Here is a 15,534-nt window from a genome sequence, read left to right on the forward strand (position 1 = left end):
GGGGCCATGCCATTGATGGCCCCTTTTCAGTACCATGATCAAGCGCCCCTGGCGCTTGATTTTTTTTGACGTACAGGCCCCCTTCGAAACTATTTCCTTCAAAAACATGCCCCACGGAGGTAACGATGAGCCAGGTATCCGCCTTGATCGGCCTGGGCAACCCCGGCCCGGAATATACTGCGACGCGTCATAACGCCGGGGCCTGGTTAGTTGAAGCCGTGGCCCGTGAAGCGCACGCTCAACTTCGCCCTGAGAAAAAGTTCCTGGGCCTGTATGCCAAGGTCATTTTTGCAGGCCATACTGTCCATCTGCTGAACCCTACAACCTTCATGAACCGTAGCGGTGCCTCAGTGGCAGCGTTATGCCAGTTTTTCAAACTTTCACCAGAACAGCTTCTGATTGCCCATGACGAACTTGATCTGCCCCCTGGGCAGGCGCGCTACAAGACGGGAGGCGGTCATGGCGGTCACAACGGCTTGCGCGACATTGCCAGCGCCCTGGGCAACCAAAAGCAGTTCCATCGGCTGCGCATCGGCATTGGTCACCCTGGCAGCGCCAGTCAAGTGGTCAACTATGTACTGGGCCGCCCAGGCAAAAACGAGCAGATAGCCATCGAGCAGACGCTTGATGAGTGCGTCGCGACCTTGCCAAAGGCGCTCAGCGGTGACTGGGCCAACGCCATGAATCGTCAGCACCGTTTTTCTGCCACACCAGAATAATGGATTAGTGAAACGTGACGCTTAGCGTATTCGGTGGCGTCGCGTAGAATATCTTTAACAAATTCCATCGAACATCTTTCATCGAATCTCTTTCAGGAAATTCCCATGGGCTTTAACTGCGGTATCGTCGGTCTTCCTAACGTCGGCAAATCCACCTTGTTCAATGCACTGACCAAATCCGGCATTGATGCAGAAAACTTCCCCTTCTGCACCATAGAACCGAACGTCGGCATCGTCCCTATGCCCGACCCACGGCTTGATAAGCTGGCCAGCATCGTCAAACCGCAAAAAGTGCTGCCAACCACCATGGAATTTGTCGATATTGCCGGGCTTGTCGCGGGTGCTTCCAAGGGTGAAGGGCTGGGCAACAAATTTCTGGCCAATATCCGTGAAACCCAGGCGATTGCACATGTGGTGCGCTGTTTTGATAACGACAACGTGATTCACGTTGCCAATCAGATTGACCCACGCGCCGACATCGAAACCATCAATCTTGAACTTGCCCTGGCCGACCTGGATACCGTCGAGAAAGCCAGCCAGCGCCTGGTGCGCGTGGTTAAAGGGGGGGATAAAGACGCCATTGCCACCAAAGCCGTGCTGGACAAAATTCAACCGCACCTGGCAGAAGGCATGCCGCTGCGCAGCTTTGACCTTAGCGAAGATGAAAAGCAGCAGGTGAAAAGCTTCGGCTTTCTCACCCTCAAGCCCACCATGTATATCGCCAACGTGAATGAAGACGGCTTCGACAACAACCCCTACCTTGACATTGTTAACGACATTGCCGCCGAAGAAGGCGCCGTTGTGGTGCCGGTGTGCAACCAGATCGAAGCCGAAATAGCTGAGCTTGACGACGACGAGCGCGCCATGTTCCTGGATGAAATCGGCATGTCAGAGCCGGGTCTGGATCGCGTTATTCGTGCAGGCTATGCCCTCCTGGGCCTGCAGACCTACTTTACCGCCGGTGTGAAAGAAGTTCGCGCCTGGACAGTGAAAGAAGGTGCCAGCGCCCCGGAAGCCGCCGGTGTTATTCACACAGACTTCCAGAAAGGCTTCATTCGCGCCGAAGTTATTGCCTATGAAGACTTTGTTGGCCTTGGCGGTGAACAGGGTGCCAAGGATGCGGGCAAATGGCGTCTGGAAGGCAAGGAGTATATCGTCAAGGATGGCGATGTGATTCACTTCCGTTTCAATGTCTGATTCCCTTACGCAATGACATAAAGGACTTGACGGAAAGGGAAGCACTGAGTAATATTCGCCTCCGTTGAATGGCTACGTAGCTCAGCTGGTTAGAGCACATCACTCATAATGATGGGGTCCCCTGTTCAAATCAGGGCGTAGCCACCAGATTTAAAAAGTCCGCTTAAGCATCAGTTTACTGAAACGCTAGCGGACTTTTTTTATGCTCAGTCGTCAACTAGGCCCAGGTCAGCACGGTTATAAAACGCCGTTAACGCTTTCACCAGATGACCGACATCCTGACTCCCTGCCGTCTCGCGAATGGAATGCATCGCCCACTGAGGCACACCGACATCCACGGTCGGCACGCCCACCTGAGTAGCGGTGATAGGCCCAATCGTGCTCCCACAGCCCATATCGGCACGGGTGACAAACGCCTGAACAGGTACCTGCGCTTCGCGACAAAGATCACGGAATAGCGCACCAGTCGCACTGTTAGTCGCGTAGCGTTGATTGGCGTTTACCTTGATCACCGGCCCTCCATTAATCGCCGGACCGTGCTGTTCATCGTGCTTATCACGAAAATTAGGGTGCAATGCATGAGCGTTATCGCAGGAAATCATGCAGGAAGACTGAACCAGCTGAATCATTGATTCTTCGCTACCAGCCCCCAACTGAGCATTCAGGCGGCGCAACACATCCCCCAGAAACGGCCCCTGGGCACCGCAGGCGCTGGCACTCCCAACTTCTTCATGGTCATTGGCAACAAGCAAGGCACCTTGCTGGCCATCACTCGCCAGCAACGCCTCCAGCCCCATAAAGCAGGACAGCAGGTTATCCAACCGCGCACTGGCCACCAGCTCCTGGTTCACGCCGACCAGAGACGGCGTCTGAAGGTCATAAAGACTTAATTCGAAATCCACAATGTCGGCATCTTCTATCCCGTGTTGCGCCTTGATCCATGCCTGCAGCAGGCAGTTCAGGTCACCCTCGTCACCCTGCATCAGAACAGGCGCCATCTGGGTTTGCGGGTTGATGGCACGGCCGTTATTCGCCTCCCGGTCAAGATGAATTGCCAGACTCGGCACCATGGCGACCGGCTCTGCCACATTGAGAAGAATGCTTTTCAGATGCCCATCTGACTGGCGAAGGTGCACCCTCCCAGCCATCCCCAGATCACGGTCAAACCAGGGGGCCAGTAAAGCACCGCCATACACTTCAATTCCCATCTGCAACCAGCCTGCACTCCGTTGGGTGGCATTCGGCTTCAAACGCAACCCCGGGCTATCGGTATGCGCCCCCACCATGCGTAGTGCGCTTAAAGGGGCTTTTTCCGGCAACTGAAAAGCGATGATGGATGAGTCGTTACGCGTGACGTAGTAACGTTTCCCCGGCGCCAGCTGCCACGCGGCCGTTTCTGTCAGCCGCTGATAGCCCGCCTCTTCAAGACGCGTCGCCATATTGATGGTTGCATGCCAGGGGGTCGGAGACGCCTGCAAAAACCTGCACAGCCTCTCCAAAAGAGCCGCATTAAAAGTGTTTGACATGAAAATCCTCTTAACAATGATGAAGTAGTCTCAGCCACGGCCAGGAGCTGTTACAATACTTGATTAAATCATGCAAGTATTGATGCCACTGTTATCGCAGCAGATAGCGATTAACGTTGATTGACAGCGAAGATTGACTGTATTTCGCAACTCAACGTCAAATTGCCAGTCATAAATACACACTGTCTGCATGAATGCACACATATCCAGGAGAGCCTGATTAATGAGCTGGTTTGCAACTTTTACGCGCTCGGTGACGCTGGCAGCCGCGCTGGCCATTGGCAGCCCGACTGCCTGGGCACTGGAGCCAACAGACGAACAGCGGGAAGTCGCCGTCGAAATCGCCGACTCCCTGCGCTACGGTCATTATGCCGACGTCAGCTTCGATAACAACTGGTCTTCCGAAGCGTTTCAGCGTTATCTGGATAACCTGGATACCCAGCGCCTCTATCTGCTGGAAAGTGATATCGCGCCTTATCGTCACCTCGAATCGCAAATGGCCGATTTACTTTTTGAAGGCAATCTTGACGAAGCCTTTGCACTTCACGAACGTTCCAACGAACGCCGCGAAGCTCGCCTGACATGGCTGCTTGATCGTATCGATGAAGGCCTTGACTACCGCTTTGATAGCGACGAACGCCTTGAGATTGATCGTGAGGATGCCAACTGGGCAACCTCCATCAGTGAACTGGATGCGCTCTGGGAAAAGCGTTTGAAGAACGCTGCCTTGACCCTTGCGATTGCGGAGCAGGACGACGAACAGATCGAAACCACTTTACGCCAGCGCTACAAGGGTCAGCTTTCCCGCGTAGAGCAGACGGAATCTGAAGACGTTTTCGGCCTACTGATGTCAGCAGTGACAGGGACGATTGACCCCCACACCAGCTATCTGTCACCTCGCCAGGGCGAATCCTTTGATATTCAGATGAGCCTTTCCCTTGAAGGCATTGGCGCCATGCTTCAGGCCGATGGCGAATACGTCAAGGTTTCAAGCCTGGTGCCAGGTGGCCCGGCTGATCAGGCGGATGTCCTCGAACCGGCTGACCGCATCGTGGCCGTTGGCCAGGAAGACGAAGACGAGCTTGTTAACGTGATCGGGATGCGCCTGGATAACGTCGTCGACCTGATCCGTGGCCCTAAAGGCACCGTGGTTCGCCTGGAAATCATTCCCGCTCAGGCGGTTGATATCACTCGCACCCGCACGGTGGAAATCACTCGCGACACGGTCAAGCTCGAAGATCAGGCCGCTCAGAGTGAAGTGATTAATATTGAACGCGAAGACGGACAGCATAAAGTTGGCGTCATCACGGTGCCCACCTTTTACGTTGACTTTGATGCCTGGCAGGCAGGTGAAGACGATTATCGCAGTACGACCCGTGACGTTGCCAAGAAGATCATGGACTTGAAACAGGCCGACGTTGAAGGCATCGTCCTGGATTTGCGCAATAACGGTGGTGGCGCATTACAGGAAGCCAACAGCCTACTAGGACTATTCATTGACCGGGGCCCTACCGTGCAGGTGCGAGACGCCAAAGGGCGCATCCAGCTGTATGGCGACAGCGATGCCGGTACACTTTATGATGGCCCGCTGACGGTTCTGGTGAACCGCCTGTCGGCGTCTGCCTCGGAAATTTTTGCCGGTGCCATTCAGGACTACGGCCGTGGCATTGTGGTGGGCTCCTCCACGTTTGGCAAAGGTACCGTGCAGACGCTCAGTGAGCTGAGCCATGGTGAAATTAAGATCACCCGCGCCAAGTTTTACCGCATTTCAGGCGATAGCACCCAGAACCGTGGCGTTAAGCCGGACATTCAATTCCCTGCAGATATTGACCCTGAGCGGATCGGTGAAAGCAGCCTTGATCATGCGCTCGCCTGGGATTCCGTGCAAAATGTCCAGTACCGCCGCTACGGTGATCCGGAAAACTTCATCAACACCCTAGCAGCGCGCTACCGTGTTCGCGCCGAAGACAACCCGAACTTTCTTTATCTGGAACGCCAGACGGCACTTGCTCGCCAACTGCGCGAGCAGCATACAACCGTCAGCTTGAACCGTGAACAACGTGAGAAAGAGATGCAGGCCCAGGAAGCGGAACAGCTCGCCCTGGAAAACCATCGACGCACCGCACTAGGCGCCGAACCACTGGAAGAGTGGGCAAGCACTCGCACCGATACCGAAGAAGACACTGACTCCGTCAGCGAAGGCGAAAAAGAAGACAAGGAAGACGTTATGCCAGCTGAACGTGCCCAAGTGCTGGAAGCCGCAGAAATTCTTCTTGATTACGCTCAGCTTCAAGCTTCTCAGCGACTGGTCAATCGCTAGGTTTCTAGCGGCAGACTAGCACTTTAATTTGTCGAAAATGACAAACTGACACCGAGGCTAATGGCCTCGGTTTTTTTATGCTCGCTCTTCAACACTCAACACGACTTTCAACACAGTTTTCAGCACAACGCAGAACGGCGCGCAGGACGATCGCCCATTTTCTGCAGACGCTGCAGCAACGGCTCCATACGATAGCGCTCCCCTTCTCGACTTGCATCAATGATAGCCTGTGCCCAGGCGGGCAAACAGGGGGAAAGGCGGTAATACACCCACTGCCCATCTCGCTGGTCATGCAGCAGGCCGCACTGGCGTAATTGCGCCAGGTGACGCGATACCTTTGGTTGAGACAGCGCAAGCGCGTGGGTCATTTCGCATACGCAAAGCTCGCCTTCATGGGCAAGCAGCAGCACAAGTGACAGACGTGTTTCATCGCTCAGACACTTGAAGACCTGAAGCGGCGTTAATAGCGGTGACGTTGGATAACTCACAGAGCAGATCAATCCTTTGTAGCCGAATAAACAGCCAGTAGTATAACGAACTGTCGACTCAATGAGGATCTACAAGATAAGAACTGAAAAAGGCAGGAACTGAAAATAGCTGGAAAAATACGACTGGCTCCCCGAACAGGACTCGAACCTGTGACCCAATGATTAACAGTCATTTGCTCTACCAACTGAGCTATCGGGGAACATTTAGCGTAATACATGTCTAGCAGAACATATCCAGCAACTGGCTCCCCGAACAGGACTCGAACCTGTGACCCAATGATTAACAGTCATTTGCTCTACCAACTGAGCTATCGGGGAACGTTACATTTTGCTGCTGCGTTTAGCTGGCAATTCGTTACCAGTATTGGCTCCTCGAACAGGACTCGAACCTGTGACCCAATGATTAACAGTCATTTGCTCTACCAACTGAGCTATCGAGGAACTGCCTAAACACGGTGCGTAGTATACTGATGAAAATGCTCCGGTCAAGTATTGATTATAGGTGAATGCTAGCACCGGGTTTCTTGTATCCGTATAATGCACACACACAGAGGCAGCGTTTTACGCTGCCCATGGCATTTTCATTCATCCCTCGTCCCCCGACGACTCATAGATGACAGGTACCGATGGCGAAGAAGCTCTTTATCAAAACGCACGGCTGCCAGATGAACGAGTACGACTCCTCGCGAATGGCGGACCTACTCGGCGAATCACACCAGCTGGAATTGACCGATAACGAGAAAGAGGCTGACGTTATCCTGCTGAATACCTGCTCTATTCGCGAAAAAGCGCAAGAGAAGGTATTCCACCAACTTGGGCGCTGGAAAAAGCTCAAGGATGCCAACCCGGATCTGGTCATCGGGGTGGGCGGTTGCGTCGCCAGTCAGGAAGGTGAAGCCCTGCGTAAACGCGCCCCTCATGTGGACATGGTATTTGGCCCGCAGACACTGCACCGGGTGCCTTCCATGCTGGATTCGCGACGCAACAACCAGATCGCGGCGGTCGATGTCACTTTTCCGGAAATTGAAAAATTCGACCATCTTCCGCAGCCAAAATCCGATGGGGCAACCGCGTTTGTTTCCATCATGGAAGGCTGTTCCAAGTACTGCACCTTCTGTGTTGTGCCCTATACCCGTGGGGAAGAAGTTTCCCGCCCCTTTGAAGCGGTGATGGACGAAGTTATCCATCTGGCGGACCAGGGAGTACGTGAAGTCAATCTGCTGGGTCAGAACGTCAATGCTTACCGGGGTGAGAACGACCTTGGCGACGAAATTGATCTGGCCGAACTGATTGCCTGCATTGCTGAAGTGGATGGTATTGACCGCATTCGTTTCACGACGTCACATCCTGTCGAGTTTACCGACAGCCTGGTCGACGCCTATGCCGAAATCCCTGAACTGGTCAGCCATCTGCATCTGCCGGTACAGTCAGGCTCTGATCGTATTCTCAATGCCATGAAACGTGGCCACACGGCGGAAGAGTACATTGAAAAAATGGAGCGTATCCGCGCCAACCGTCCGGACATAAGCTTCTCTTCTGACTTTATTATCGGCTTTCCGGGTGAAACTGAAGACGATTTTGAAGCCACAATGGACCTGATCCATCGTATTGGCTTCGACCACTCATTCAGCTTTGTCTATTCTGCTCGCCCCGGCACACCGGCTGCCGCGCTTCCCGATGACACGCCTGCAGAAATCAAGAAACAGCGGCTTGCCATTCTGCAGGAGCGGATTATCCAGCAAACCCAGCACATCAGCCGGCGTATGGTGGGTAGCCAGCAGCGCATTCTGGTCAGTGGTTTTTCACCCAAGGATCCGGGACAACTGTCCGGGCGTACCGAAAACAATCGCGTCGTTAATTTCCGCGCGTCCAATCCAACTGAGCTGATCGGCTACTTTGTCGATGTCGATATCACCGAGGCGCTACCCAATTCATTGCGCGGTGAACTGGCTTCTGCAGAACGTTATTAATCGCTCTCTTCCATCAGGTAATTGCCCCGAGGCCACTCGGGGCAGTAAGCTGAGCCTTACACACATTAACGAATGGGTTTCTTACTCTTGAGCCAGCCATCTTCTCAGGCCAATCGCATTACCACGCTCAGCCTTGAACCCAATGACCCGCAACGGCTTGCCAGCCTTTGTGGTCAGCAGGACGAGCATCTTAAGCTGATAGAAAGCCGCCTGGACATTACCTTGCGTAACCGCGGCAACATCTTCCAGCTTGCAGGCGCCGCCAACCGTATCAAGGCAGCGGCCAATGTTCTGGAACACCTTTATCGCGAAACTTCGGCCAGCGAGCTTGACCCCGATACAGTGCATCTGTTTCTTCAGGAATCCGGTCTCGAAGCTCTCTCAGAAGAAGAGGAGCCGGATGAAGGCGATGTCATCATGCGTACCCCGCGTACCATGATCAAACCGCGCGGACTGAATCAGCAGCGTTATGTGTCAAGTATCCGCGAGCACGACATCAACTTCGGCATTGGCCCAGCTGGCACCGGTAAAACCTATCTGGCGGTGGCGGCAGCGGTTGAAGCGCTGAATCAGCAGGAAGTTCGCCGTATTCTACTGGTGAGACCGGCGGTTGAAGCCGGAGAAAAACTTGGCTTTCTGCCCGGCGATCTGGCCCAGAAAATCGACCCTTACCTGCGCCCGCTTTACGATGCCCTGTATGAAATGATCGGTTTTGAGCAGGTTGCCAAACTGATAGAGCGGCAGGTCATTGAAATTGCCCCCCTCGCCTATATGCGTGGCCGCACCCTGAACAACGCCTACATCATTCTCGATGAAAGCCAGAATACCACGCCCGAGCAGATGAAAATGTTCCTGACCCGTATCGGCTTCGGCTCGACAGCGGTCATTACCGGCGATGTTACCCAGGTCGATCTACCGCGCGGCCAACGTTCCGGTTTAATCCAGGTGCTGGATGTATTAAAGGATACCCCGGGCATTGGCGTGACACACTTTGCGGCCAAGGATGTGGTTCGCCATCCGCTCGTACAGCGTATTATCGAAGCGTATGACGCCTTTGAATCCGAGCAGGAAGTCAAAGAACGCGCGCAGCGTGAAGAGCGCCAGCAGGCACGGGAAGCGCGTATGCAACAACGCGAGGACAGCAAACCGTGACAACAGCGGTCGTCGATTATCAGGTAGCCACGCAGGAGCCTCAGCTGCCCAGCCCCGAGGAGCTGGAACGCTGGGTGAATGTCGTGTTTGAACACCATGCGGATGCGTCTGGCCATGAACTGACGATTCGTGTGGTTGATGCCGACGAAAGCCAGGCACTCAACCGCGATTACCGCGGCAAGGACAAGCCGACCAACGTGCTGTCCTTTCCCTTTGAGGCACCCCCTGGCATTGACCTGCCGCTACTCGGCGACCTGGTCATCTGCCATGCTGTCGTAGCCAAGGAGGCACAGCAGCAGCATAAGCCGCTTATTCAGCATTATGCCCATATGGTCATTCATGGCACCTTGCATTTATTGGGTTATGATCATATTGAGGACGAAGAAGCGGAGGCAATGGAGCAGCTTGAACGCACGCTTCTCGCCGAGCTTGATATACCTGACCCTTATCTGAATGAAACGCTGTAACGCCGTCAAAACAAGAGATAACCCGCATGAGCGAAGACCGATCGAGCACCGCACCTCCTCAGAAATCCTGGCTTGAGAAGCTATTTGGGGCCCTGACCGGCGACAACGACGAGCCCAGCTCCCGAGACGAGCTGATGGCCTTCCTGCGCCACACGGCTGGCCGCCTGAAGCTCGATCAGGATGCCATGATGATTATTGAAGGTGCGCTACAAATCAGTGACCAACAGGTACGCGAGATTCTCATTCCGCGTTCGCAGGTTGCCGCCATTCCGATCGATCAGTCCAGCGATGATTACTTGCCGCTGATACAGGAAACCGGCCACTCGCGTTATCCGGTCATCGGGGAAAACCTGGATGATGTAAAGGGTATTCTGCTGGTCAAAGACCTTCTGCCGCTATTGTCGCAGACTCAGGCTCAGCGGGATGCCTTCAAGCTGGATGATATCGTGCGTCCGACCATGTTCATTCCTGAATCCAAACGTCTCAACAGCCTGCTGAAAGAATTCCGCGACACCCACAACCACATGGCGATAGTGGTCGATGAATATGGCGGCACTGCCGGTATCATCACGATCGAGGATATTCTGGAACAGATTGTCGGCGATATCGAAGATGAACACGACACCGACGAAGAAGATGATATTCGCGCACTGGAAGACGGTCACTTTGCGGTACGTGCATTGACGCCGATTGAAGATTTCAACGAGCGGTTCAACACCGAGTTTTCCGATGACGAGTTTGATACCGTCGGGGGGCTGGTGATGCAGCAGTTCGGCCACCTGCCCAAGCGGGGCGAACAGACGTCACTGAGGGGCTGGCATTTCGTGGTAATGAATGCGGATAACCGCCGTATTCGTTTGCTCGATGTCCATTTCGACGACAGAGAAGGTAATGAAGACGATTGATTGCTTACGTGATATCGCCTTCAAGCATCTTCACAACCACCTTCACAGCCATCTTCACAACCACGGCGTCTATCGATAAGGATAGTCATTGATGCACACTGGATTCTCTCCCTCCTCTGGCTGGCAGCTTGTGGCGGCGGCGGTTGCAGGCGGCTTGACAACACTCACCGCCTCACCCTTCGAACTGTGGTGGCTCGCGCCGATTGCCGCTGCACTGGTCTATTGGGGCACTCACTCGCTGACCGCCTCACAGGCAGCGCTTAAAGGGCTCTGCTACGGGCTGGCCCTGTTTGCCAGCGGTGCCTCCTGGGTTTACGTATCCATTCATGATTACGGCAATACCGGCCCCTTGTTGGCAGGCCTGCTCACGGGGCTTTTTGTCTTTGTACTTGCGTTGTTTTTTGCGGCCACGCTGTGGGCCTATCGACGTTTTACCTCACCCAGCCTTTCTCTGCTCAGTTTTGCGGGGGTCTGGGTGCTCGGTGAAGTACTGCGCAGCTACCTGTTTACCGGTTTTCCCTGGCTGCTCCTGGGCACGGGTGCGGTCGACTCACCCCTCGCCCCCTGGGCGCCAATCGGTGGCGTTTACCTGCTGTCTCTGCTGATGGTTTTTAGCGGCACGTTGCTGGTCGCGCTGATCACCCAGCGCCGCTGGTGGACAATCCTGCCTTTAGCGGCCATCTGGCTAGTACCTGCGGTTTTGCCAAACCAGTGGACGACGCCAAGCGCTAACCCCACGCAAGTGGCCATGGTGCAGGGCAACCTGCCGCAGCTGATCAAATGGACCGCCGAAGGCCAGCGCAGTGCGGTGGCAACCTATGTCGAGCAGACCCAGGCACTGGTCGACGATACCGACCTGATCATCTGGCCCGAAACGGCGCTGCCGATGCTGGAACATCAGGCTCGTCCGGTGCTTGAACGCCTGCAATCCGACCTGCCCGCCGAGACCGCTTTGATCACCGGTATTCTGCAGCGTGATGAACAGGAAGAGCGTTACTTTAACGGCATGATTGGCGTGGGTAACGTCGAGGGTGATTATCAGAAAGAGCATCTGGTGCCGTTTGGTGAATACCTTCCACTGGAAAGTGTGCTGCGTGGCCTGATCAATTTTTTCGACCTGCCGACGTCTTTCATTACCTCCGGCACCAGCCAGCAACCGCCCATGCAGGCCGCGGGCATCACCCTTGGCAATGCCATCTGCTACGAGATTATTTACCCTCAGCTGGTCGCCAGTCGTGCCCGCCATAGTCAAGCGATTGTGACCGTTTCCAACGACACTTGGTTTGGTCGCTCCATCGGCCCCCATCAGCATCTGCAGATGGCTCGCCTGCGGGCATTGGAAAACGGCCGCTATGTGCTGCGTGCTACCAGCAATGGCATTACTGCCATTATCGACTCTCAGGGTCATATCACCCAGCGTGTCCCTCAGTTTGAAACCACGACGCTGAACGGCGAATTCTACGCAATGGATGGCTTGACGCCCTTTACGCAAATGGGCAGTTGGCCCACCTGGTTACTCGCCAGCCTGTTGGTACTGCCCTCACTGCGGCTAAGAAAAAAGTCACCCGCCTCGTAACCGCTTTTGTATAACGCCAAACGACAACAGGGCGCCCTCTTGGGGGCGCCCTGTTTTTTTTGCAGATTATTTGTGTCTGTCATTTCTACAACTTATCAGCCCAACTACCTGCCAGCTCAGCAACTTGTCAGTCTAGCAACCTATCAGTTCAAAAACCTATCAGTTCAAAAACAGTACATCACCGACCACTGGTAGCTGAGGCGGTCTTGTCAGCTTCAGCCGTGGCTTCGCTGATCACTTCGGGAATTGTCTGGCGGACGTAGCGGCCTGGTGCAGGTTCGATGACCGTTAACTCACCTTCCCCAGGCTGACGTGCCGGCAGCATTTTTTCCTTGTCAGCAAAACCGTTTTCGACCATCCAGTTCTGCCAGTGAGGCCACCAGGAACCTTCATTGGCGGTTGCACCCTCCCACCACTCCTGATGCGTCTCAGGCAGCTCGCTGTTGGTCCAGTAGCCGTACTTGTTCTTGTGCGGCGGGTTAACGATACCGGCAATATGACCAGAGCCCCCCAGTACGAACGTCACCGGCCCTTTCGGCAACAGCGCGCCATAATAGGTGCTGTTCCACTTGGCAATATGATCTTCTTTGGTGGACACAAAGTAACAGGGTGTCGAAACTTTGCGCAGATCAATTTTCACGCCATCCAGCTCAAGGCCATCAGGCTCAACCAGACGGTTTTCAAGATACATATGGCGCAAGTACCAGGCATGGGTGCCGGCAGCCAGGTTAGTGCCATCGGTATTCCAGTAAAGCAGGTCGAATGCGGCCGGTGGCTCACCCTTCAGATAGTTATTGACGTAGAAGGACCAGAAAAGATCGTTTTCCTTCAATAGATTGAAGGTATACGCCATGGAACGGCCGTCCAGATAACCTTTTTCATCCAGGGTTTTCTCAATGCCTTCTATCACGCCTTCATTGAGGAAGACGCCGATATCACCAGGGTCACGGAAATCCTGCAGGGTCGCCATGTAAGTCACTGACTTTACCTTCCGCCCGCGCCGGGTGCTGGTCAGGTAGGCCATTGTTGAAGCCGTCAGCGTGCCGCCAATACAATAGCTCAGCAGGTTAACTGACTTTTCACCGCAGGCCTGTTCAATCGCTTCAATGGCACTGATGGGACCCATCTGCATATAGTCCGCCCAGGTAATGTCACGCTGAGCAGGCCCTGGATTGCGCCAGGAAATCAAAAATACGGTGTGCCCCTGATCGACCATCCATTTCACCAGAGAATTATCCTGGCGAAGGTCAAGAATATAATACTTGTTGATCCAGGGCGGCACGATCAAAAGCGGTGTCTTGAAGGTCTCTTCCGTGGTCGGCGTATACTGAATCAGCTGAATCAGCTCATTTTCATACACAACGGAACCCGGCGTAACCGCAATATTGTCACCTATTCCAAAGGCTTCGCGGTCGGTCATGCGTACGTTGATACCCTCTGCCGAATTGGAGAGGTCTTCACGTAAAAGTGCCAAGCCGTCAACCAGATTCTGGCCACGGGTTTCAATGGTACGCCGCATGACTTCAGGATTGGTTGCCGGAAAATTGGTCGGCGCCATGGCGTTAACCAACTGACGCGCATAAAATTTAAGGTGCTGCTTTTGCGTTGCTTCCAGTCCGTCCAGGCTATCAATCAGCTCCTCTACCAGCTGCGAGAACAGCAGGTATTGCTGCATAACGGCAAGATACTGAGGCTCTTGGGTCCACGCATCATCCTTGAATCGACGATCACCTTTGGCTGGCTGAATCAGCGGTTCAACCTGCTCTCCCGCCATTGCTCGGGCATTCTGTTGCCACAAAAGCCATTGATCCTGCAGCAGACGCGCTTGCGTTTGCCATAAGAGGGTGGGGTTCTGCATCAGCGCCTGCGCGCCAGCTTCAAAGCTTTCACGCATATCCTTGTTAACAGAATCTGCCGCTTCGCTGGGCGCCATCCGCGCCATCAGATCCTGCATCAACCCCTGGTATTGCTCACCGATGTCTTTCAATTGAGCATTCCAGGTATCCATATCTACCTGTGACGGCATTTCCCACTCTGATTGCATACTCACACTCCCCCCGGCAAGCCGCTTTTAACTGAAAAAACAAATACGGCGCCTTTACGCTGGCGCCGTCAGTTCGTTGACTCAGCTCTTGGCGTTATTGCCACGTGATGCCTGGCTGGTTGCTTTAGCAGGCGCTTCTTCTTTCTTAGCCGTTGCGCTTACTTGTTCATTCATCTGTTGCGTTGCTTCGCTGAACATTTTTTCCATTTCCGTTTTGAACTCCATGCTCATTTCACCCATGATACGAGCATCTTCCTGCATCTGCTGGGAAAGTTCATTCAGCATTTCAGACTGTTTGGTAGCAAATTCACGCATACCTTCAGCATCGTTGATCTCAGATGCGCTGCGCATCCGGTCAGTACCCATCTGGCTGTAGCGCTTCATGGCTTCCAGCTGGTACTGAGTCATTTTTTCCATGTTGTTGAGCATCAGCGAATTCACTTTGCGCATCGGCTCAAACATCTGGCGAGTTTGCGTGTTGAAAGCGTCCATCATTTTATCTTGCATTGTATTACTCCTTTCTTTAGAGAAGACTACTGGCTTCAGAAAATACGACTGGCTTCAGAAAAAAGCTGCTGAATAAAAGTCTATGCTGCACTGCAAAAAGACTAAACCCTAACACGCTGCGTTGCAACAATTTACCAATCACCGAGCTACTACCTACCACAAAGCGACACTACCATTCAGTGCCGCTATTCAGTATTTGAACGCTTGGCGCGTGAATTGGCTGAGGCAGTACCGGTTTTACTTTTTGCCGAGCTGCTATTCTGACTGCTTTCACTGTCTGAATTTGATGTATTACGGCTAGCGCCCGCTTTTCCCTGTTCGCCAGAAGGGGTGTCATTATTGGCACTTCCACCTGAGCTGTAGCTGGCATTACCGGCCTGCTTAAGCATATCCAGCATCATCTGCTGATAGGTGCCGAAATTTGACAGCCCTTGCGACAACCCTTGCTGCATCATTGGCTGCTGTAGAAAAGGACGCATCAGACTCATGGGGTCATAGCCATCCTCCCCGGATTCCATTTGCCGCTGAATGTTGTCCAGCAGGTTTTTCTGAAAGGCCTCAACATTCGGTAGCCCGAGCGCTTGGCGAAACTCATCAGGGGTCAGGTCAAATTCAACATTAATCTTCATTGGCAGTTCCTGTTTCTTTATTGCTTTTTCTTGT

General features: G+C 53.7%; 13 protein-coding genes and 4 tRNA genes. 9 read left to right on the forward strand and 8 right to left on the reverse strand.

The genetic code is table 11. The annotated features are described in order from the left end of the window. The first annotated feature begins 125 nt into the window (after positions 1-125). The 3 genes from pth (at position 126) to ACU6TU_RS10920 (ending at position 2,063) form a co-directional block, all read left to right on the forward strand. Complete coding sequence (gene pth / locus ACU6TU_RS10910; protein WP_447141444.1) at positions 126-719, forward strand: aminoacyl-tRNA hydrolase; 594 nt, start codon at positions 126-128, stop codon at positions 717-719. Between the two features lie 105 nt (positions 720-824). After that, entirely contained in the window at positions 825-1,916 is a 1,092-nt protein-coding gene (gene ychF / locus ACU6TU_RS10915) for a redox-regulated ATPase YchF (RefSeq protein WP_447141445.1), read from the forward strand. Positions 1,917-1,986: 70 nt separating this feature from the next. Then, positions 1,987-2,063 (forward strand) — tRNA-Met (locus tag ACU6TU_RS10920). Positions 2,064-2,122: 59 nt separating this feature from the next. Here ACU6TU_RS10920 and ACU6TU_RS10925 read toward each other — a convergent pair. Beyond that, the gene (locus ACU6TU_RS10925) at positions 2,123-3,442 is read right to left on the reverse strand and encodes a M18 family aminopeptidase (protein ID WP_447141446.1); all 1,320 of its coding nucleotides are present in this window, start codon (positions 3,440-3,442) and stop codon (positions 2,123-2,125) included. 223 nt (positions 3,443-3,665) lie between these two features. On the opposite strand from ACU6TU_RS10925, the gene ACU6TU_RS10930 reads away from it, so the two are divergent. Continuing rightward, entirely contained in the window at positions 3,666-5,762 is a 2,097-nt protein-coding gene (locus ACU6TU_RS10930) for a carboxy terminal-processing peptidase (RefSeq protein ID WP_447141447.1), read from the forward strand. Positions 5,763-5,881: 119 nt separating this feature from the next. Here ACU6TU_RS10930 and ACU6TU_RS10935 read toward each other — a convergent pair whose 3' ends face one another. From ACU6TU_RS10935 to ACU6TU_RS10950, 4 genes are all read right to left on the reverse strand, one after another. Further along, positions 5,882-6,250, reverse strand: a complete 369-nt coding sequence (locus ACU6TU_RS10935) for a metalloregulator ArsR/SmtB family transcription factor (protein WP_447141448.1) — start codon at positions 6,248-6,250, stop codon at positions 5,882-5,884. Positions 6,251-6,374: 124 nt separating this feature from the next. Further along, positions 6,375-6,450 (reverse strand) — tRNA-Asn (locus ACU6TU_RS10940). 42 nt (positions 6,451-6,492) lie between these two features. Then, a tRNA-Asn gene (locus tag ACU6TU_RS10945) sits at positions 6,493-6,568 on the reverse strand. A 47-nt stretch (positions 6,569-6,615) separates the two neighbouring features. Further along, positions 6,616-6,691 (reverse strand) — tRNA-Asn (locus tag ACU6TU_RS10950). Positions 6,692-6,876: 185 nt separating this feature from the next. On the opposite strand from ACU6TU_RS10950, the gene miaB reads away from it, so the two are divergent. From miaB to lnt, 5 genes are all read left to right on the forward strand, one after another. Beyond that, positions 6,877-8,220: a tRNA (N6-isopentenyl adenosine(37)-C2)-methylthiotransferase MiaB gene (gene miaB, locus ACU6TU_RS10955; protein ID WP_447141449.1), complete on the forward strand. Its 1,344-nt coding sequence runs from the start codon at positions 6,877-6,879 to the stop codon at positions 8,218-8,220. 87 nt (positions 8,221-8,307) lie between these two features. Continuing rightward, entirely contained in the window at positions 8,308-9,372 is a 1,065-nt protein-coding gene (locus tag ACU6TU_RS10960) for a PhoH family protein (RefSeq protein WP_447141450.1), read from the forward strand. Further along, a complete protein-coding gene (ybeY, locus tag ACU6TU_RS10965; RefSeq protein WP_447141451.1) occupies positions 9,369-9,839 on the forward strand; it encodes an rRNA maturation RNase YbeY in 471 nt (156 codons plus the stop codon). The genes ACU6TU_RS10960 and ybeY overlap by 4 nt, the downstream gene beginning before the upstream one ends. Before the next feature lie 26 nt (positions 9,840-9,865). Then, the gene (locus ACU6TU_RS10970) at positions 9,866-10,744 is read left to right on the forward strand and encodes an HlyC/CorC family transporter (protein ID WP_447141452.1); all 879 of its coding nucleotides are present in this window, start codon (positions 9,866-9,868) and stop codon (positions 10,742-10,744) included. Positions 10,745-10,835: 91 nt separating this feature from the next. Then, the gene (lnt, locus tag ACU6TU_RS10975) at positions 10,836-12,320 is read left to right on the forward strand and encodes an apolipoprotein N-acyltransferase (protein WP_447141453.1); all 1,485 of its coding nucleotides are present in this window, start codon (positions 10,836-10,838) and stop codon (positions 12,318-12,320) included. A 178-nt stretch (positions 12,321-12,498) separates the two neighbouring features. Here the strand turns inward: lnt and phaC are convergent, their stop codons facing one another. The 3 genes from phaC to ACU6TU_RS10990 form a co-directional block, all read right to left on the reverse strand. Then, positions 12,499-14,364, reverse strand: coding sequence for a class I poly(R)-hydroxyalkanoic acid synthase (gene phaC / locus ACU6TU_RS10980; RefSeq protein WP_447141454.1), 1,866 nt, complete (start codon positions 14,362-14,364; stop codon positions 12,499-12,501). Between the two features lie 81 nt (positions 14,365-14,445). Next, a complete protein-coding gene (locus tag ACU6TU_RS10985; protein WP_447141455.1) occupies positions 14,446-14,871 on the reverse strand; it encodes a phasin family protein in 426 nt (141 codons plus the stop codon). 185 nt (positions 14,872-15,056) lie between these two features. Continuing rightward, positions 15,057-15,500, reverse strand: coding sequence for a hypothetical protein (locus ACU6TU_RS10990; RefSeq protein ID WP_447141456.1), 444 nt, complete (start codon positions 15,498-15,500; stop codon positions 15,057-15,059). Between the last annotated feature and the right edge of the window lie 34 nt (positions 15,501-15,534).

The organism is Halomonas sp. LS-001, from assembly GCF_052983955.1.